This is a genomic window from Stenotrophomonas sp. TWI602 (genome assembly GCF_039674045.1).
Lineage (GTDB): Bacteria > Pseudomonadota > Gammaproteobacteria > Xanthomonadales > Xanthomonadaceae > Stenotrophomonas.
In genome coordinates, this window is the sequence record NZ_JBDJMT010000006.1 from 64,886 (window position 1) to 84,441 (window position 19,556).

The window sequence follows — 19,556 nt, forward strand, 5'->3', positions numbered from 1 at the left end:
CGCGGCCTTCCGGTGCTGCGGGTCGGTACAGCCGACTCAGAACTTGTAGCGAACGCCGAACATGTAACGCGGCCCGGTCTGGGTGGCGTAGCGCAGCATGTTGGAATGGCGCGCGTAGGTGCGCATGGTCTCGTCGGTCAGGTTGATCGCCTCCACACTCAGCGTCAGCTGGTCGCTGACCGCGTAGCTGATGTTGAGATCGAGCTGGCCGTAGGCTTCGGTGTAGTTCGGGTTGGGCCCCTGGCCGCCGATGCCGTTGAGGAACTTGTCGCGCCAGTTGTAGGCCGCACGGACCTGCCAGGCGTTCTTGTCGTAGAACAGCACCGCGTTGGCAGAATCGCTGAGGCCGATCATCGGATACTGGTCGCCCAGGCTGAGGTTGTCGAAGGTCAGGCCGGATTTCACCTTGGTGTAGTTCGCCGCCATGCCAAAGCCGGACTGGCCGAACAGGTGCTGCACGGCCACTTCCCAACCCTGGAGGTGGTCCGAACGCTGGTTGGCCGGCAGGGTGACATCAAACCCGGCGATCGGATCACCCGGCTGGCCGACGATGCTGCCGGTCAGCTGACCGGCGGAGTTGACACCGGTGGAGGTCACGCCCGGGTCGCCGGCATGGTTGGTGAAGATGTAGTTGCGGAGGCACACCGTATCGGTAGCCACGCAGCCCGATGCCAGTGCCTCGTTCCAGTAGGCGCCGCCCACCGGGGTGTGCAGACTGCCTGCATCCTCACGCGCGATCGTATTGCTGATGAAGTTCTTGATGTTCTTGCGGAAGAAGCCGACCGAGGCGTAGCTGGCCTCTCCGTAGTACCACTCCAGCGAGAGATCGACGTTGTCCGAGAGCAACGGCTCCAGTGCCGGGTTGCCACGCGAGCCGGTGCCGCCCTGGGTGCGCACGATGTTGTCCAGACGCTGCCCGCTTTCGATCTGCGTCCAGCCCGGACGGCCGAGGCTGCGGCTGTAGCTGCCGCGCAGCGCCAACGATTCGCTCAGGTCCAGCTTCAGGTCGAGATTGGGCAGGATGTAGTCGTACTTGCCCTTGCCACCCACGAAGGCGCCTTCCTCGGCGTAGGTGATGTTGAATTCGTTGAGCGAATTCCAGCTGATGGAGGTGGGTACGCGCACCAGCGCCTGCGATTCCACCTCGGTTTGTTCGTAGCGCACACCCGCGGCGATATGCAGCGGCATGTTCCAGTCAAAGGTAGTGCGGTATTGCAGGTAAGCGCTCTTGGACGTTTCCGTGGTACGGATGTCCTCGGAGTATTCCGTCGGGGCGACATAGCAGGTGGGGCAGGCAGGCTCCACGCCATTGGCCACCTGGGCGGCACGATCGCGCAGGCGGTCGAAATCGAAGACCAGGAACTGGCCCGTCAGGCGCGGATCGTTGTGGCCGGAGAACGCCTTGAAGTACTTGCCCATGTCATCGGCGTACCAGATGCTGTCATCGTAGTCCGCAGGCGTACCGACGCCACCCCAGCTGTCTCGCTGCATGATGGCCGCGGCCGAGCGATTGTCCACCTTGGTGTGGCCCACGCCGAAATCCAGCGCGGAGTAGTCGGCAAAGCGGAACACGCCCTTGGCCTGCAGCTGCTCCACTTCAGACTTGTTGTAGCTGTTCTGGAAGACCGAGCCGGTCACCAGGGCATCCGACGCCTGGATGCCGCCAGGAGGCAGTGCGATGTTGATGATGGGGAGGTCGCCGCTGTAATCCACCGTGGTCTTGCCACGCACGTAAGCGGCGACGCCCAGCACGCCCGCCGAGCCGTAGGGGCCATCGGGCTGCGATTCGGCACTGGCGCGGTTGTAGTCGAAGGACAGGTCCAGCGCGTCGTTGACCTCCCACTCGACGTTGAAGCCCACCGCTTCCATGTTGTTCTTGGTCGCCAGCTTCATGCCGCCCATGGCCACGTCGCCGTTGACCACGTCTTCGCTGTAGACGATAGGCGCGGCAACCGGGCCGTTGGTCCAGGTGCTGTCGCCAGGGCCATAGTTGAACCACACCGACAGTTCGCTGCGCTGCTGCTGGACCTTGTTTTCCACATAGGTGTAGTCCAGCGTGGTGGTCACGTTGTCCAGCGGCTTCCACTGGAACGTGGCCTGCCCGTTGGTGCGCTGCCGCTGCACCGCATTGACGTTGTAGGCCGAGTTCTGCGGGCGGCCATAGATATCATCGGCGCCCGGGCGGTTGGTGATCCGGTCGACATAGCCCGTGCCTGGTTGTGGCAACGCCCGCCAGTCGGTGGTGTCGCTGCCACGAAGGGTCGCCCAGCCTTCGGCCACGGTCGCCTGGTTGAAGCCCGAGTCGCGTTCCTGATGGCTGGCACTGAGTGCAACACCGAAGCGTCCGTCGGCGTAGGTCTGGCTGAAGATGCCCGATAGCTCACCGGTGATGTTGGACCCTTGCAGCGTGCGCGGCACGTTGTCGTTGGAGGTGTCGTGCACCGCCTTCAGGCCCAGGCTGACGACCGGCGCCGCCTCCAATGGACGCAGCGTCTTGATGTTGATGGTGGCGCCGATGCCGCCCGTCGGATTGTCGGCGCGGGTGGTCTTGTAGACCTCGACGGCCGAAATCGATTCGGAGGCGATATTCGCAAAGTCGAACGATCGCGAACCGTTCAGGCCAGCACCGCCGTTGCCGAGGTTGGACGCCGGCATCTGCCGGCCGTTCAGGAGCACCAGGTTGTAGTCCGGGCCGATGCCGCGCACGGTGACTTTGGAGCCCTCGCCGCTGGAGGTGCGGTCGATCGACACGCCGCTGATGCGCTGCAGCGATTCGGCCAGGTTGGTATCCGGGAACTTGCCGATGTCCTCGGCAATGATGCCGTCGACCACCCCCTGGCTGTCGCGCTTGAGGTTCATCGACGAGGTGAGGCTGCCACGGATGCCGGTGACCTGCACCGCATCCAGCGTGGTGGGATCGACGCCATCGGGGGCCGTCGTGGTGTTCTCTCGGGCCGCAGGATCCTGCGCCCAGGCCGGGCCGGCCAGGACAGCGAGAAGTGCGGAGGTGAGCATCGCCTTGCGGGGTACGGCCTTGTACGTCTTCATGATGATCCCTCCCCAGGGAATTCGATCGTGGCGGTTCTGCGTTGTGTCGGCGCGGGGTCCAGTGCGCACGGCCCGGATTGGAGCCATGGTTGACAGCGTTGTCAACAAACGCACGTGGCGATGCGCTTGCGGCCGACGCCGAGCTGTGTCGTGCGTTGCAGTCGGGACGGCTGCGCGCGCGGCGGAAACACTGCAGCACGGGCGTTGTAGCTCGATTCTGCGGGGACGTGGGCCGCCGGAATGGCGATGCTGATCTGTTGTGCAGTGCAGAACGAAACTGCGCGAAGGCATTCGGGCGCGTGCACTGCAGCATCGGCCGACCCTCGGATCCGATTGCTGACAGCGCTGGACAATCGCGGTCCAAGCAGGTTCCATGTCTGGCCGCCGACTGGCCGGCACTCCCAATCTGGAAGGACATGCAATGGACACTCCTGCTGCCGTCCGCGGACAACATGTGCAAAGCAATGGCGTTGCACTGGCCGTGGTCACCGCCATCTTTTTCATGTGGGGCTTCCTCACCTGCCTCAACGACATCCTGATCCCGCACCTCAAGGCCGCGTTCGCCCTGACCTGGGTGCAGGCGATGCTGGTCCAGTTCACCTTCTTCGGTGCGTACTTCCTGATGTCGCTCCCCGCCGGGCGCCTGGTCGCGGCGGTGGGTTACAAGCGCGGCATCGTGGCCGGGCTGGCCATTGCCGGTGTGGGCGCGTTGCTGTTCTGGCCGGCCGCGCAGGCGCATGTGTACGGCCTGTTCCTCGGCGCGCTGTTCGTGCTGGCCACCGGCATCACCGTGCTGCAGGTGGCCGCCAATCCCTACGTTGCGCTGCTCGGGCCGGAACAGACCAGTTCCAGCCGGCTGACGTTGGCGCAATCGATGAATGCGCTGGGCACCACCATCGCGCCGCTGTTCGGTGGCCTGCTGATCCTCTCGGCCGCGCCGCGCACGGCCGATGAGCTGGCGCTGCTGCCGCACGCTGAAGCGCTCGCGTATCGCGCTGCTGAAGCGCAATCGGTGCAGGTGCCGTACTTCGGCCTGGCAGTGGCGCTGTTCGTGCTGGCGGTGGCGATCTGGATGTTCCGCCTGCCGACCATTCCCGGCGTGGAAGGCGAGGCTGCCACCGGCAGGGGCCGCCTGCGCGATGCGCTGCGCCACCGCCACCTGCGCTATGGCGTCCTGGCGATCTTCTTCTATGTGGGTGCGGAAGTCTCGATCGGCAGCGTGCTGGTCAACTTCCTTTCGATGCCGGGTATCGGTGAGGGGCTGACCGAGCAGGAAGCCACGCGCTACGTGTCCTTGTACTGGGGCGGCGCGCTGGTCGGGCGTCTGCTCGGTGCGGCATTGCTGACCCGTCTGGATCCGCGCCGCATGCTGGGGGTCTTCGCGTTGATCGTCATGGCCCTGCTGGCGGTGACGATGCTGGGCAGCGGCAACCTGGCCAAGTGGAGTGTGGTCAGCATCGGCCTGTTCAATTCGATCATGTTCCCGACCATCTTCGCGTTGGCGATTGCCCGCCTCGGTACGCTGACCGGCCAGGCATCGAGCCTGCTGGTGATGGCGATCGTCGGTGGGGCGGTGATCCCGCTGGCGATGGGTTGGCTGGCCGACCATCATGGGCTGCAGGTGTCCTTCCTGCTGCCGATGCTGTGCTACCTGTTCATTGCGTTCTACGCGTGGCGCGGTTCGCGCCACAGCGGCTGAGGCAGGCGATCAGCGGCGACGCGGTGGGTGCGTGGATTCGCGCACCAGCACCGCGTGATCGACGGTGATCATGGTGCCGGCGTCCGGCGAGCGGATGTGATCGATCAACTGCTCGGTGGCCAGCCGCCCCATGGCGGCGGTCGGCTGCCGCACCGTGGTCAGCGCCGGGTAGATATGCCCGGCGATCGGGGTGTCATCGAAGCCGCAGACCGACAGGTCCCGGGGGATGCGCAGGCCGCGTTGGCCGGCGACGCGGAACACTGCGGCGGCCATGTCGTCGTTGGCGGCGAAGATCGCCGTGGGTGGCTCTGCCAGATCCAACAGGGCGTTGGCCGCGTCGATGCCGGATTCGAACGAGAACTGGCCGTTGACCACCAGCGCCGGGTCGTACTCGATCCCGTACTGGCGCAGCGCCTGGCGATAGCCGGCGTGGCGCCACTGGCAGGCGCCATGCGCGCGCGGGCCCTTGATGTGGCCGATGCGGCGGTGGCCCTGCGCGACCAGGTGGCCGATCAGTTCGACCACCGCCGTGGTCTCGTCCATGCGCACGCCGATGCAGCCTTCGGGGTGCCGCGGCGCAATGGAGGCATACGGAATTTCGTGTTCTTCCAGATAGGCCAGCACCACTGCGTCGTCGGTCAGTGGCGGGATCAGCACCACCCCGTCGGGGCGCGAATTCTCGAACAGCGCGGCCAGATCGGGCAAGGTGCGGCGCGCCGTGCCGACCGGGCCCAGGATCAGGTTGTAGTGGTTGGCGTGGCACGCCTCCAGCATCCCGTTCTGGATTTCCATCAGGTAATTGCGCGAGGGGTTGTTGTAGACCAGCGCCAGCGCATACGAGCGCTGACCGGCCAGGCTGCGCGCCGAGAGATTGGGTTTGTAGCCGAGGCGGGCCACCGCGGCCAGTACGCGATCGCGGGTTTCCACGCGCACGTTGGGCTCGTTGTTGAGCACGCGGGACACCGTCTTGATCGATACACCCGCAACGGCGGCGACATCCTCGATACGACTACGCATGGTGCGGGGGTTCCTCTTGGAGGGGCGGGCGGGCAGCTGCCGATGGTAGTGCGGGTGTGTCACATCGATGTTGCCGATGCAGGCGGATGTTGCCATGCCGGCGACGTGCGTGGCGGGTTCGTGTTTTTGCATGCCGCGATGCAGCAGTTCACGGGAGGGGCGGACACACGCTGCGCCGGCGATCCCTGCTGCAGCGGGACTTCGGCCGCAACCCTGCCCGACCGCGGTTGACAGCGTTGCCATGGGCTTATATGACAGCGCTGTCAGACAGGGGCGCTGACCGACGCAGTATCGCTACCCCGCCGGCCATCGACATCGCAGCGCGAGCGGTGCCCGGCTGCGGTCGCGCCCGTCCCGTTCGCGCGTATTTCATCAGAGGAAGATGTCCAGTGACCAGCTCCAACAAGACGATTCTCGCCACCTGCCTGCTGGCCGCGCTGGCCTCGACGGCCGGTGCCGCACCGGCCACCGGTGAACGCCTGCAGGACTGGCCCCACGTGGCCAGCGCGATCGCGCCGGATGCCGCGCTTGAGGCGCGGGTGCGGGAAATCGTGGCGGAGATGACGCTGGCGCAGAAGGTGGGCCAGATGACCCAGCCCGAGATCAAGATGATCACGCCCGATGAGGTCCGCCAGTACTACATCGGCTCGGTTCTCAATGGTGGCGGCTCCTGGCCGGGCATGGACAAGCACGCCACGGTGGCGCAGTGGCTGCAACTGGCCGATGCCTATCGCGCGGCCTCGCTGGCCACCGATGCACGCACGCCGATCCCGGTGATCTGGGGCACCGATGCGGTGCACGGTCACAACAACGTCTACGGCGCCACGCTGTTCCCGCACAACATCGGCCTGGGCGCGGCGGGCGATGCCGCCCTGATCGAGCGGATCGGCCAGGCCACCGCACACGCGGTGCGCGCGACCGGCATCGACTGGGTGTTCGCGCCGACCCTGGCGGTGGCGCACGATCCGCGCTGGGGCCGTACCTACGAAAGCTATTCCTCCGATCCACATGTGATCCGCGCCTTCGCACAGGCCTACGTCAAGGGCGCGCAGGGACGTTTCGGCGATGACGGCAACGTGGTCGCCACGGCCAAGCACTACATCGGCGATGGCGCGACCGACAACGGCCGCGACCAGGGTGAGGCGCTGGTCGACAAGGCCACGATGATCAACGTGCACGGGCAGGGCTACTACGGCGCGCTCGGCGAAGGCGTGCAGACGGTGATGGCGTCGTTCAACAGCTGGAACGACCGCAGTGGCGGGGTCGACTACGGCAAGATGCACGGCAACAAAGCCCTGCTGACCGGTGCGCTGAAAGAGAAGATGGGCTTCGACGGTTTCGTCGTGTCCGACTGGAACGGCATCGCCCAGGTGCCGGGCTGCCGCAACGACAGCTGCGCGCAGGCGATCAACGCCGGCATCGACATGGTGATGGTGCCCGACGACTGGAAGGCCTTCATCGCCAACACCATGGCCCAGGTGGAGCGCGGGGAGATCCCGATGGCGCGCATCGATGATGCGGTCACCCGCATCCTGCGCGTGAAGCTGCGTGCAGGCCTGTTCGATCACAAGCCGTCGGACAGCCGCTACGCCGGTGATGTCGCTGCCGTGCAGCACCGTGAGCTGGCGCGCCAGGCGGTGCGCGAGTCGCTGGTGCTGCTCAAGAACGATGCGAAGGTTCTGCCGCTGCGCCGCGATGCACGCGTCATGGTGGTCGGCAAGAGTGCCGACAACCTGTCCGATCAGTCCGGCGGCTGGTCGCTGACCTGGCAGGGCACCGAGAACCGCAATGCCGATTTCCCCCACGCTGATTCGGTGCTGGGGGCGTTGCGTGCCGAGCTGGGCACACAGAACGTTGCCTACAGCGCTGATGCCACCGCGCTGGATCCCACCCGGTTCGATGTGGTGGTGGCGGTGATTGGCGAGACGCCGTACGCCGAGACCAACGGCGACATCCTGGCCTCTGATTCGGTCAGCCACAGCCGCGCCTATCCGCAGGATCTGGCGGTGCTGCGCGCGGCCCAGGCCAGTGGCAAGCCGGTGGTGACCGTGTACTTCTCCGGGCGTCCGATGTACACCAACGACCTGCTCAACCAATCGCAGGCCTTCGTGGCGGCGTGGCTGCCGGGCACCGAGGGCAAGGGCATCACCGATGTGCTGGTGGCCGGCAAGGATGGCAAGCCCGTGCATGATTTCCGCGGGCGCCTGAGCTTCCCGTGGCCGGGCGTTCCCTGCCCGGCGCCGATCGACCGGCCGGACCCGAAGCGTCCGCCGCTGTTCGCGCTGGGTCACGGCCTGGCCTACAGCTCGCCCGGCACGCTGACGCGCCTTCCCGAAGCCAATCCGGACAACTGCGGCGAGGTGACCACCCTGCCGATCTTCAACCGGGCTGACACGCCACCGTTCGCGCTGCATGTGGCGGCCGGCGGCGCGACCCAGCCGCTGGGCAACGACCTCAACGCCACGCTGCGCTGGCCGGCCGCCGCGCCGGTAGTGCAGGTGCGCACCGTGCAGGTCAACACCCAGCAGGACGCGAAGGAAGTCACGTGGCTGGCACCGGCGCAGTTGATCGCGCGCAGCACCTCGCGGCGCAACCTGGGCGCGCTGGCGCGCAACCACGGCGCGCTGCAGTTCGACCTGCATCTGGTGCAGCGCCCGACATCGCCGGTGACGGTGAGCATGCAGTGCGGCACCGGCTGCGACGGCGGCGTGGATATCGCGCCGCTGCTGACCACGCTGGCGCCGGGCCAGAAGCAGACCGTGACCGTGCCGCTGGCGTGCTTTGCCAAACGCGGCGTGGACCTGGGCGCGGTGGAAGCGCCGTTCGTGGTGAGCGCCGACACGCCGTTTGCGGCGGCGTTTACCCAGGTGCGCGTGTCGGTGAATGCAGACAAGGCGCCGGGCGTGGTGCGCTGCCCGTAGAGCCGGGCTCTGCCCGGCCGGCGTTCGGCGGAGGATGTGTGGAGCCGGCCAGCGGCCGGCACTACCCGGGCACCCTCTCAACGAAAAAGGCCCCGCAGTGCGGGGCCTCTTTCTGTCCGGATGCTGCGCCGATCAGCGCTTCATCGAACCGAAGAACTCGTCGTTGGACTTGGTGTTCTTCATCTTGTCGAGCAGGAATTCCATTGCGGCCATTTCATCCATCGGATGCAGCAGCTTGCGCAGGATCCAGATCTTCTGCAGCAGTTCCGGTTCGATCAGCAGATCTTCGCGGCGGGTACCCGAGCGGTTGATGTCGATCGCCGGGAACACGCGCTTTTCGGAGATGCGACGGCTCAGGTGCACTTCGCTGTTGCCGGTGCCCTTGAACTCTTCGTAGATCACCTCGTCCATCTTGCTGCCGGTATCGACCAGCGCGGTAGCGATGATGGTCAGGCTGCCGCCTTCCTCCACGTTACGCGCCGCGCCGAAGAAGCGCTTCGGACGGTGCAGGGCGTTGGCGTCCACACCACCGGTGAGCACCTTGCCGGAGCTGGGCACCACGTTGTTGTAGGCACGCGCCAGGCGGGTGATCGAGTCGAGCAGGATCACCACGTCCTTCTTGTGCTCGACCAGGCGCTTGGCCCGCTCGATCACCATTTCGGCGACCTGCACGTGGCGCGCAGCCGGTTCGTCGAAGGTGGAGCTGATGACTTCGCCGCGCACGGTGCGCTGCATTTCCGTCACTTCTTCCGGGCGCTCATCGATCAGCAGCACGATCAGGTGCACGTCCGGATGATTGGTGGTGATCGCCGTGGCCACCTGCTGCATCATCATCGTCTTGCCGGCCTTGGGCTGGGAGACGATCAGCGAACGCTGACCCTTGCCCTGCGGTGCCATCAGATCGAGGATGCGGCCGGTGATGTCTTCGGACGAACCGTTGCCGCGTTCCAGGGTGAAGCGCTTGCGCGGGAACAGCGGGGTCAGGTTCTCGAACAGCACCTTGTTCTTGGACGCTTCCAGCGGCTCACCGTTGATGGTGTCCACGATCGACAGCGCGAAGTAGCGCTCGCCGTCCTTCGGGAAGCGGATGCGGCCGGACAGGTGGTCGCCGGTGCGCAGGTTGAAGCGGCGGATCTGGCTGGGCGAAATGTAGGTATCGTCCGGGCCGGCCAGGTAGCTGGCTTCGGCCGCGCGCAGGAAGCCGAAGCCGTCCGGCAGGATTTCCAGCACGCCGTCGGCGGCAACGCCGTCGCCATGACGGGTCAGCACCTTGAGCAGGGCGAAGATCACGTCCTGCTTGCGGGCACGGGCCACGCCTTCGGAGATCTGCAGCTGTTCGGCGATTTCCAGCAGCTTCTGTGCCGGCATGCGCTTGAGGTCACTCAGCGAATAGACCGGGAAGCCTTCGGGCACGTTGGCCTGCTGGCTGCGCACGAACGGCTGCTGTTCGCCGTTGTCCTGCGGCATGCCGTCGTCGTTGTAGCGATCGCCACCGCGGTTGCGGTCACGGCGATTGCGGAAACGGTCGCGGCGGTTGCCTTGGCCCTGACCCTGGCCTTGGCCCTGGTTCTGGCCCTGACCCTGCTGGTACGGGTTCTGCCCGCCCTGCGGGTTCTGGTTGCGGCCGTTCTGGTTGCGCTGGCCACCGTCGCCGGTGTCCTGCTGACCACCGCCCTGCGAGGGCGATGCGTCGCCACCGGCAGGGGCTGCCGGTGCCGATGCCTGCGGGGCTGCCGAAGGAGCAGCAGCCGGCGCCGGCGCGTCAGACGCGGCAGCCAGAGGCAGAGCGGGTTGTGAGGGGGGAGAACCTGCGTCGGCAGCGGTGTTGGCGGCGGCCTTGGCGACGCGCGGCTTGCGCACGCGCTTCTCGGCGGGCGCGTCGGCGCTCCCGGGTTCGGAAGTAGTGATATCGGACAAGTGCTGGATTCCTCGCTAGAAGGTGCGAGCGCCCGGCAGGGCGGCGAACGTTGGGAAAGGATCTGGAAGGAAACTGCGTCCAGAAGATGCGGCGCGCGAATGCGGCCGGATATGCCGACACTAACACCGGCTCGCGGCGGCGCGCAAGCCGGGTGGGGCAGGGTCATTCATGCGGGCGACGGGCCCGCGTGGCAGCCGGACGGGCCGGCTGCCTGCTGCGATCAGGCCAGGGCCTTGTCGAGCATGCCGGCCAGCTGGGCCTTGCCGACGGCACCGATCTGCTGGGCCTGGACTTCGCCGTCCTTGAACACCAGCAGCATCGGGATCGAGCGCACGTGGTACTTGGCAGCCAGGGCGCGGTTCTGATCCACGTTGACCTTGGCGATCTTGGCGCGACCGTTGTAGGCGTCGGCCAGTTCATCCAGCGCCGGGGCGATCATCTTGCAGGGACCACACCATTCGGCCCAGAAATCGACCAGCACCGGTTCCTTGGAATTCAGCACTGCGCTATCAAAGTCGGCGTCGCCGACGTGTACAACCTTGTCGCTCATCTTGGTTTCTCGTCTGGTAATGCACCCGGCAGGGCCGGAGGAAGTTGAATTTGGGCAACGCCGACCCGGCGTCACCCTCGTCTGGTGCCTCGTGGCCGCGGGCGGCCAGCGGTGCGTTCGGCGGATGCCTGGACGCTCACGGGGCGCAGTGTACCGCTATCGCCGTGACCGGACAGACGCTGGTTGGAAAGATGCGTCCCGTGATCGCCCACCTGCGTTATCGCGACGATCCCGGTTGATATGCGGGGGCCGGGAGGCCGGTTCCAGCCCCGCCCGCCGCGCCGTTCAACCGGCGGCAGGGCGGGTGAATACGAGGTGCAGAGCGCACGCCAGCCCTGCCAACGCGCTGTAATGGCGCGCTGGGCGGGCATTCTCATGGGGTCGAGCGACGGGGGATCCCGGTTTGCCGCCGACATTGCGCTAAACTGGGGCATTGCGCGGCGCCCTGGACCCGAGTCCGGCCCCGCCAATCCCGGCGCAGGGGCCGTTTGCGACGGTGCCCCCCAAGATGATGCAAGCCACCCGCACCTCTGCCGGCTGGCCTTACCAAGACGGACTCATGAGCGACAAACCGCTGACCGATTTGACCTTCTCCTCCTTCGAGCTGCATCCGGCCCTGCAGGCCGGCCTTGAAGGAGCCGGATTCACCCGTTGCACGCCCATCCAGGCGCTGACCCTGCCGGTCGCGCTGCCCGGCGGCGACGTCGCCGGCCAGGCCCAGACCGGCACCGGCAAGACCCTGGCCTTCCTGGTCGCGGTGGTGAACCGCCTGCTGACCCGCCCGGCACTGGCCGATCGCAAGCCGGAAGACCCGCGCGCGCTGATCCTGGCCCCGACCCGCGAGCTGGCCATCCAGATCCACAAGGATGCCGTGAAGTTCGGCTCCGACCTCGGCCTGCGCTTCGCACTGGTCTACGGCGGTGTGGATTACGACAAGCAGCGCGAAATCCTGCAGCAGGGCGTGGACGTGATCATCGCCACCCCCGGCCGCCTGATCGACTACGTCAAGCAGCACAAGGTGGTCTCGCTGCACGCCTGCGAAATCTGCGTGCTCGACGAAGCCGACCGAATGTTCGACCTGGGCTTCATCAAGGACATCCGCTTCCTGCTGCGCCGCATGCCCGAGCGCAGCACGCGCCAGACGCTGCTGTTCAGCGCCACGCTCAGCCACCGCGTGCTGGAGCTGGCCTACGAGCACATGAACGAGCCGCAGAAGCTGGTGGTGGAGAGCGAGTCGATCACCGCCGCCCGCGTGCGCCAGCGCATCTACTTCCCGGCCGACGAAGAAAAGATCCCGCTGCTGCTGGGCCTGCTCTCGCGCAGCGAAGGCGCCCGCACCATGGTCTTCGTCAACACCAAGGTGTTCGTCGAGCGCGTGGCCCGTTCGCTGGAAAAGGCCGGCTACCGCGTCGGCGTGCTGTCCGGCGACGTGCCGCAGAAGAAGCGCGAGAGCCTGCTCAACCGCTTCCAGAAGGGCCAGCTGGAAATCCTGGTGGCCACCGATGTCGCCGCCCGCGGCCTGCACATCGACGGCATCAAGTACGTCTACAACTACGACCTGCCGTTCGACGCCGAAGACTACGTGCACCGCATCGGCCGTACCGCGCGCCTGGGCGAAGAAGGCGATGCGATCAGCTTCGCCTGCGAGCGCTACGCGATGGGCCTGCCGGACATCGAGGCGTACATCGAACAGAAGATCCCGGTCGAGCCGGTCACCAGCGAAATCCTGACCCCGATCCCGCGCGCGCCGCGTGCACCGTCGCCGGAAGGCGAGGGTGATGCCGAGGGTGACGAGAACGAAAGCGTCGGCCAGATCTTCCGCGAAGCACGCGAAGCGCGTGCCGCCGAAGAGCAGCGTCGTGGCGGTGGCAGCAGCCGTGGCGGCAAGCCGGCCGGTGGCCGTGGCGAACGCCGCGCACCGGGCGAGCGCAGTGCCGATGGCAAACCCCGCCGTGAGCGAAAGCCGCTCGTGGAAGGCGAGCCGCCGGCCGTGGCCGCCGATGCCGCTGCCACCCCGCAGCTGGCCCCGACCGCCGCGCCGTCTGCCGAAGGCAGCCCGGCCGTGGAAGGTGAGCGTGCGCCGCGCAAGCGTCGTCGTCGTCGCCACGGCCGTCCGGTCGAAGGTGCCGAGGGCGCCGCAGCGACCGGCCCGGTGACCCCGGTGCAGGTGACCGCCAAGCCGATGCGCGGCACGCCTGCCGCCGATCCGGGCGCCTCGTTCCTGACCCGCCTGGGCCGCAAGATCCGCCGGATGCTGTCCGGTTCGTAAGACCGGACGCGCGACCCGCGATGCCTGGGGGGTATAGCCCCCTTGGTAAGGGGGCGGTCGCGAAGCGACGGGGGATCGGGTGCTGATGAGAGGGGCCCACGGTTTGCGCAGCGAACCGTGGGGCGACAGCGCGAATGCGATGGCGCTTCCCCCGACCAACGGTCGGCACCTACCGTCTGACGCCCGACCTCCACGCCGCCACCCTCGTCCTGCATAATCAGGGGATGAGCGTCCTGCGTTTTGACAATGTCAGCAAACAATATGCGGGCGGCCACCAGGCACTGGTGGACGTCAGCTTCGATGTCGCCCCCGGGGAAATGCTGTTCGTCACCGGCCATTCCGGTGCGGGCAAGAGCACCCTGCTCAAGTTGATCCATCTCGACGAGCGGCCCAGCCGCGGCGCGGTGATCTTCAATGAGCGCAACCTGCTGAAGGTGCGCGGCGGAAGTATTCCGCGGCATCGGCGCGAGGTCGGTGCGGTGTACCAGGACCATCGGCTGCTGATGGACCGCAGCATCGCCGAGAACGTTGCCCTGCCGTTGATCCTGCGCGGCACCCGCCGCAACGAGATCGGCAAGCGCGTGCGCTCGGTACTCGAACGCATGGGCCTGGGCCACCGCGAAAAAGCCCTGCCCTCGCAGCTGTCGGCCGGTGAACAGCAGCGCGTCGGTATCGCCCGTGCGATTGTCGGCGAGCCCACGCTGCTGGTCGCCGATGAGCCCACCGGCAATCTCGATCCCACGTTGGCGGCGGAAATCATGGCGTTGTTTGCCGAGTTGCCCGATCGCGGCACCAGCGTGCTGGTGGTCAGCCACGATCTGGCCCTGCTGCGACGCATGCGCAAGCGCGTGCTGATCCTGGATCACGGCCGCCTGGTCGATGACATCTCGCCGCAGGACCTGGCCGAATGAATACTCCGGTGACCAAGGAAACCGCCGCGCCCTCGCGCTTGGGCGTGTGGCTGCACCATCACGGCCACAGCGTGGTCTTCAGCCTCGGCCGTGCGTGGCGCAAGCCGTGGGCGACGCTGCTCACGGTGATGGTCATGGCGCTCGCGCTGGCCCTGCCGCTGGGCCTGTCGATCGCGCTGGACAACCTCAAGCACTTCGCCGGCAGCGTGCAGCAGTCGCGCGACATCAACCTCTTTCTGAAGACCGACGCCGGTGCCGATGCGGCCCGCCAGGTGGCCGAGGCCCTGCGCGGTCGCGCCGACGTGGCCAACGTCACCGTGCAGACCCCGGAGCAGGGCCTGGCCGAGCTGCGCGAGAGCGCCGGGCTCGGTGAGGCCATCGATGCACTGCATGACAATCCGCTGCCGACCCTGCTGATCGTGACCCCGGGCGAGGGCGCCGACGACGCGCGCCTGGCGCAGTCGCTGGAAGGCCTGCCGCAGGCCGATCTGGTCCAGCACGATGCGTTGTGGCGCAAACGCCTGGATGGCTGGCTGGGCTTTGGTACGCGCCTGGTGCAGGTGCTGTCGGTGCTGCTCGGCCTCGGTGCCGCACTGGTGGTCGGTAATACCGTACGCCTGGACATCCAGGCGCGCCGCGATGAGATCGGCGTGCTGCAGCTGCTCGGCGCCAGCGATGGCTTCATCCGCCGCCCGTTCCTGTATCTGGGCGCGTGGTACGGCCTGGGCGCCGGCGCGGTCGCCCTCGCGCTGATCGGTGCGGCCGGGCTGGCGCTGCGTCCGCCGCTGGCGGCGCTCTCGCAGAGTTATGGCAGCCCCTTCGTGCTGCATGGTCTGGACCTGCTGCATTCCTCGTTCGTGCTGCTCGGCACCGTGGTGCTGGGCTGGCTGGGCGCCTGGCTGGTGACGGGGCATTTCCTGCGCCAGACCCGTCCGACCGAAACCTGAGGCCCGCATGCGTCCGCAAGCCCTCAAGCACCTCGCCGACGACGCCCCGCGCGTGATGGTCGTCGACGGCTCCAGGCTGGTCCGCAAGTTGATTGCCGATGTGCTGCAGCGCGAACTGCCGGCCGTGGAGGTGGTGGGCTGCGCGAGCATCGCCGAGGCGCGTGCGGCGCTGGATGCCGGGCCGGTCAGTCTGGTCACCACCTCGCTCACCCTGAGCGATGGCGACGGGCTGGACCTGGCGCGCATCGTGCGCGACGCGGCGGGGCAGGCCTACGTGCCGGTCATCGTGGTCTCCGGCGACGCGCAGCAGCATCTGGAACAGCGCCGCTTCACCGAGTACGTCACCGATTATTTCGACAAGGCGCTCGGTCACGAAGCCCTGGCCACCTTCATCCGTGGCTATGTGCAGCCAGAGACCATTCCGGGCGCCACGATCCTGTATGTCGAAGACAGCCGCGTCGTCGCCGAGGCGACCAAGCGCATGCTCGAACGGCAGGGCCTGAACGTGCTGCACGTGCTCACTGCCGAAGATGCCTTCGCGCTGCTCACGGCCGAGTCGCTCGGCCGCAGCAGCCATCGCATCGATCTGGTGCTCACCGATGTCACGCTCAAGGGCGAGCTCAGTGGCCGCGATGTGGTGCAGCGCGTGCGCGTGGACTTCGGCTACGGCAAGCGCCGCCTGCCGGTGCTGGTCATGACCGGCGACGGCAACCCGCACAACCAGTCCGGCCTGCTCCAGGCCGGTGCCAACGATCTGGTCCAGAAGCCGATCGAAGAGCGCCTGCTCATCACCAAGGTGCTGTTCCAGCTGCGCCTGTCCCGCCTCAACGAAAAGCCTGTAGTGCGATGAATGACGATGTAGTGCCCAGCATCCAGCTCGAACCGAGCTGGAAGACGCGTATCGGTGATTACCTGCTGCGCCCGGACATGCGCGAACTCTCCGCGTTCCTGCGCCAGCGCAAGGCGGCCGGGGCGCAGGTGTTCCCGCCTGGCCCGCAGATCTTCGCCGCGTTCGACGCCACGCCCTTCGATCAGGTCAAGGTGGTCATCCTCGGCCAGGATCCGTATCACGGGCATGGCCAGGCCCACGGCCTGAGTTTCTCGGTGATGCCGGGCGTACCGGTGCCGCCATCGCTGCTGAACATCTACAAAGAGATCGAGGCCGATCTGGGCATCCCGCGCCCGGACCACGGCTGCCTGCTGCCGTGGGCGCACCGTGGGGTGCTGCTGCTCAATGCGGTGCTGACCGTGGAGGCGGGCAACGCCGGCTCTCACCAGCGGCGTGGCTGGGAGGGCTTCACCGACCATGTGGTGGACACGCTCAACCGCGAGCGCGAGGGCCTGGTGTTCCTGTTGTGGGGCAGTTACGCCCAGCAGAAGGGCAAGGTCATCGATACCGGCCGGCACCGCGTGCTCAAGGCGCCGCATCCTTCGCCGTTGTCGGCGCATCGCGGCTTCCTGGGCTGCCGTCATTTTTCGATGGCCAATGACTACCTGCAGCGCCGCGGCAACGCGCGCATCGACTGGTCGCTGCCGCCGCGTGCCGCGCTGGAGCCGGCGGCGTAATCACTGGCGGTCGTCATCTGGACGGCCAGCATCGCGATGATGGAGTGCGCCACCTGCCGCTTGCGGGTTGAACATGGCGGGCTATTACCAGGCGTCGGTGGGTTTGGGCCTGCCACGCGTAGCGGTGGCGCAGGGGTAGAGCCAGGCCATGCCTGGCTGAACTGCCGACAACCTTTCCGGGCTGAATGGGCGCATCCGGCAGCCTGTTCAGCCAGAAAACACGCGCCAGCGCCCAATTCATCCGTCTATCTTGTTGATTTTATGGAGTTTGATGGTTTGTTTCCAGCCTCTCGCCACTGTCATCATTTCGCGGTACGTTAGGGGTGTCTTCGGTGCCAGCGTCCCATGAACAGAACGCTGGAACTTCTTTCCCCTTTAGCAGTCCAATTCCGGGACTGCTAAGATGAGTGCTATGAGCCAGAACACCTCTACTGCCCTTGTGGCAAACAATCTCCCGATTCCCAGTGCGCTCGGTTCGCTGGACGCCTACATCGGTGCCGTGCACCAGATCCCGGTGCTGTCGGTCGATGACGAGCAGGATCTGGCCCGCCGCTTCCGCGACGAGCTGGATCTGGACGCCGCGCGCGAGCTGGTCCATTCCCACCTGCGCTTCGTGGTGCACGTCGCCCGTGGCTACAACGGCTACGGCCTGGCGCTGGGCGATCTGATCCAGGAAGGCAACATCGGCCTGATGAAGGCGGTGAAGCGCTTCGACCCGGACATGGGCGTTCGCCTGGTGTCGTTCGCGGTGCATTGGATCCGTGCGGAAATGCACGAGTTCATCCTCAAGAACTGGCGCATCGTCAAGGTCGCCACGACCAAGGCGCAGCGCAAGCTGTTCTTCAACCTGCGCAAGTCCAAGACTCGCCTGGGCTGGATGAACGCGGCCGAAGTCAGCGCGGTGGCCAAGGACCTGAACGTGTCCGAGCGTGAAGTGCTCGAGATGGAGTCGCGCCTGTCGGGTCGCGATATCGGTTTCGATCTCTCCAGCGATGACGATGACGATCATGCGCCGCCGTCGCCGGCTGCCTACCTGCGCGCCAACGAAGAAGATCCTTCGATGGCGTATGAGCGGATGGACAGCGAAGACAATCAGCTGCAGCTGCTGCGCGAAGGCATGGCCGAACTGGATGCGCGTTCGCGCGACATCATCCGCCGTCGCTGGTTGGACGCGGACAGCAAGGTGACGCTGCAGGAGCTGGCCGATGAGTACGGCGTGTCGGCCGAACGCATCCGCCAGGTCGAGGCGAACGCGCTGAAGAAGATGAAGGCGCTGTTTACTGCGTGATGCAGTGACTGGCGTGGTTACGCAAAAAGGCCCGGCTGATGCCGGGCCTTTTTGCTTTCTGGCGTTCAGGGCAGTGCTTCGATCGGTCGTGGCCCCGATCGTGCCAGGTCAGCCCTGCTCGCGCGCAATCGCCCGCCAGCCGATATCGCCGCGGTGGAACTCATGGGCCCAATGGATGGCACCGACGCCGGCGTAGGCGTTGCGCTGTGCCTCGCCCACCGTGCCGCCCAGTGCAGCCACGCACAGCACACGGCCGCCGGCGCTGAGCACCTGGCCCTGCGCGTCCAGCGTGGTGCCGGCATGGAATACCTTGGCCGTCGCCGCCACAGCGTCCAGGCCGTGGATCACGTCACCGGTGATCGGGGTCTCCGGATAGGGCGAGGCCGCCATCACCACACCCAGCGACGGGCGCGGATCCCACTGCGCCTCCACGGTGTCCAGGCGCTCGTCGATCGCCGCTTCGACCAGATCCACCAGGTCCGACTGCAGGCGCAGCATCACCGGCTGGGTTTCCGGGTCGCCAAAGCGCACGTTGAACTCGATCACCTTCGGCGCGCCGCTGGCATCGATCATCAGGCCGGCATAGAGGAAGCCGGTGAACGGAATGCCGTCGGCGATCATGCCCTGCACGGTCGGGTTGACCACCTCGCGCATCACGCGCGCATGCACTTCATCGGTCACCACCGGGGCCGGCGAGTACGCGCCCATGCCGCCGGTGTTCGGGCCGGTGTCACCGTCGCCCACGCGCTTGTGGTCCTGCGAGGTCGCCATCGGCAGCGCCGTCTTACCGTCCACCATCGAGATGAAGCTGGCTTCTTCGCCGTCCAGGAATTCTTCGATCACCACGCGTGCGCCAGCATCGCCGAAGGCATTGCCGGAGAGCATGTCGCGCACCGCGTCCTCGGCCTCGGCCAGGGTCATCGCCACGATCACGCCCTTGCCGGCGGCCAGACCATCGGCCTTGACCACGATCGGTGCGCCTTTCTCACGCAGGTAGGCCAGCGCCGGTTCGATGTCGGTATGCACGGCATAGAACGCGGTCGGGATCCCGTGGCGGGCCAGGAAATCCTTCGCGTACGCCTTGCTGCCTTCCAACTGCGCGGCGGCGGCGGTGGGCCCGAAGATGCGGTGCCCGGCGGCGCGGAAGCGATCGACCACACCAGCCACCAACGGCACTTCCGGGCCGACCACGGTCAGGCCGATGCCTTCGGTGCCGACCAGCGCCAACAGACCGTCCAGATCGGTGACCTTGACGTCCACGTTGCGGCACTTGGGCTCGGTGGCGGTGCCTGCATTGCCGGGGGCGACGATGACCTCACGGACCTTCGCGGACTGGGCCAGCTTCCAGGCCAGGGCGTGTTCGCGGCCGCCAGCGCCGATGACCAGGATCTTCAATGCAGTTCTCGCGTAAGAGGGCAGGAA

General features: G+C 66.7%; 13 protein-coding genes. 8 read left to right on the forward strand and 5 right to left on the reverse strand.

The genetic code is table 11. The annotated features are described in order from the left end of the window. Positions 1-36: 36 nt before the first annotated feature. Positions 37-3,048, reverse strand: a complete 3,012-nt coding sequence (locus tag ABE483_RS08560) for a TonB-dependent receptor (RefSeq protein ID WP_346481507.1) — start codon at positions 3,046-3,048, stop codon at positions 37-39. 421 nt (positions 3,049-3,469) lie between these two features. Here ABE483_RS08560 and ABE483_RS08565 point away from each other — a divergent pair, with 421 nt between their 5' ends. Further along, positions 3,470-4,747 carry a sugar MFS transporter gene (locus tag ABE483_RS08565; protein WP_313211335.1) on the forward strand — a complete coding sequence of 426 codons (1,278 nt, stop codon included), beginning with the start codon at positions 3,470-3,472 and terminating at the stop codon, positions 4,745-4,747. Between the two features lie 9 nt (positions 4,748-4,756). Here ABE483_RS08565 and ABE483_RS08570 read toward each other — a convergent pair whose 3' ends face one another. Next, a complete protein-coding gene (locus tag ABE483_RS08570; protein ID WP_313219451.1) occupies positions 4,757-5,764 on the reverse strand; it encodes a LacI family DNA-binding transcriptional regulator in 1,008 nt (335 codons plus the stop codon). Positions 5,765-6,153: 389 nt separating this feature from the next. Between ABE483_RS08570 and ABE483_RS08575 the strand changes: the two genes are divergently transcribed. Then, entirely contained in the window at positions 6,154-8,685 is a 2,532-nt protein-coding gene (locus tag ABE483_RS08575; RefSeq protein ID WP_346481508.1) for a glycoside hydrolase family 3 N-terminal domain-containing protein, read from the forward strand. Between the two features lie 132 nt (positions 8,686-8,817). On the opposite strand, the gene rho is transcribed toward ABE483_RS08575, so the two are convergent. Together rho and trxA are read right to left on the reverse strand one after the other, a co-directional pair. Continuing rightward, complete coding sequence (rho, locus tag ABE483_RS08580; protein WP_346481509.1) at positions 8,818-10,602, reverse strand: transcription termination factor Rho; 1,785 nt, start codon at positions 10,600-10,602, stop codon at positions 8,818-8,820. Between the two features lie 221 nt (positions 10,603-10,823). Next, entirely contained in the window at positions 10,824-11,153 is a 330-nt protein-coding gene (gene trxA / locus ABE483_RS08585; protein WP_019183509.1) for a thioredoxin TrxA, read from the reverse strand. Positions 11,154-11,712: 559 nt separating this feature from the next. Between trxA and rhlB the strand changes: the two genes are divergently transcribed. The 6 genes from rhlB (at position 11,713) to rpoH (ending at position 18,134) form a co-directional block, all read left to right on the forward strand. Then, positions 11,713-13,422 (forward strand): ATP-dependent RNA helicase RhlB, encoded by a 1,710-nt coding sequence (rhlB, locus tag ABE483_RS08590; RefSeq protein WP_346481510.1) that lies wholly within the window; start codon positions 11,713-11,715, stop codon positions 13,420-13,422. Between the two features lie 224 nt (positions 13,423-13,646). After that, positions 13,647-14,333 (forward strand): cell division ATP-binding protein FtsE, encoded by a 687-nt coding sequence (gene ftsE / locus ABE483_RS08595; RefSeq protein WP_121040406.1) that lies wholly within the window; start codon positions 13,647-13,649, stop codon positions 14,331-14,333. Further along, entirely contained in the window at positions 14,330-15,280 is a 951-nt protein-coding gene (ftsX, locus tag ABE483_RS08600; protein ID WP_346465873.1) for a permease-like cell division protein FtsX, read from the forward strand. The genes ftsE and ftsX overlap by 4 nt, the downstream gene beginning before the upstream one ends. Positions 15,281-15,287: 7 nt before the next feature. Beyond that, on the forward strand, positions 15,288-16,130 hold the full coding sequence (locus ABE483_RS08605) for a response regulator (RefSeq protein ID WP_313211329.1): 843 nt from the start codon (positions 15,288-15,290) through the stop codon (positions 16,128-16,130). Then, on the forward strand, positions 16,127-16,846 hold the full coding sequence (gene ung / locus ABE483_RS08610; protein ID WP_284128706.1) for a uracil-DNA glycosylase: 720 nt from the start codon (positions 16,127-16,129) through the stop codon (positions 16,844-16,846). Before ABE483_RS08605 ends, ung begins: the two co-directional genes overlap by 4 nt. A 412-nt stretch (positions 16,847-17,258) precedes the next feature. Continuing rightward, complete coding sequence (gene rpoH, locus ABE483_RS08615) at positions 17,259-18,134, forward strand: RNA polymerase sigma factor RpoH (RefSeq protein ID WP_019183519.1); 876 nt, start codon at positions 17,259-17,261, stop codon at positions 18,132-18,134. 108 nt (positions 18,135-18,242) lie between these two features. On the opposite strand, the gene purD is transcribed toward rpoH, so the two are convergent. Then, positions 18,243-19,529 carry a phosphoribosylamine--glycine ligase gene (purD, locus tag ABE483_RS08620; protein WP_313219454.1) on the reverse strand — a complete coding sequence of 429 codons (1,287 nt, stop codon included), beginning with the start codon at positions 19,527-19,529 and terminating at the stop codon, positions 18,243-18,245. Positions 19,530-19,556: the final 27 nt, after the last annotated feature.

What these genes read in the sequence shown, in the direction of transcription:
- ABE483_RS08560 (WP_346481507.1), bottom strand. Translation starts at nt 3,048, where the DNA reads ATGAAGACGTACAAGGCCGTACCCCGCAAGGCGATGCTCACCTCCGCA.
- ABE483_RS08565 (WP_313211335.1), top strand. Translation starts at nt 3,470, where the DNA reads ATGGACACTCCTGCTGCCGTCCGCGGACAACATGTGCAAAGCAATGGC.
- ABE483_RS08570 (WP_313219451.1), bottom strand. Translation starts at nt 5,764, where the DNA reads ATGCGTAGTCGTATCGAGGATGTCGCCGCCGTTGCGGGTGTATCGATC.
- trxA (WP_019183509.1), bottom strand. Translation starts at nt 11,153, where the DNA reads ATGAGCGACAAGGTTGTACACGTCGGCGACGCCGACTTTGATAGCGCA.
- rhlB (WP_346481510.1), top strand. Translation starts at nt 11,713, where the DNA reads ATGAGCGACAAACCGCTGACCGATTTGACCTTCTCCTCCTTCGAGCTG.
- ftsE (WP_121040406.1), top strand. Translation starts at nt 13,647, where the DNA reads ATGAGCGTCCTGCGTTTTGACAATGTCAGCAAACAATATGCGGGCGGC.
- ftsX (WP_346465873.1), top strand. Translation starts at nt 14,330, where the DNA reads ATGAATACTCCGGTGACCAAGGAAACCGCCGCGCCCTCGCGCTTGGGC.
- ABE483_RS08605 (WP_313211329.1), top strand. Translation starts at nt 15,288, where the DNA reads ATGCGTCCGCAAGCCCTCAAGCACCTCGCCGACGACGCCCCGCGCGTG.
- ung (WP_284128706.1), top strand. Translation starts at nt 16,127, where the DNA reads ATGAATGACGATGTAGTGCCCAGCATCCAGCTCGAACCGAGCTGGAAG.
- rpoH (WP_019183519.1), top strand. Translation starts at nt 17,259, where the DNA reads ATGAGCCAGAACACCTCTACTGCCCTTGTGGCAAACAATCTCCCGATT.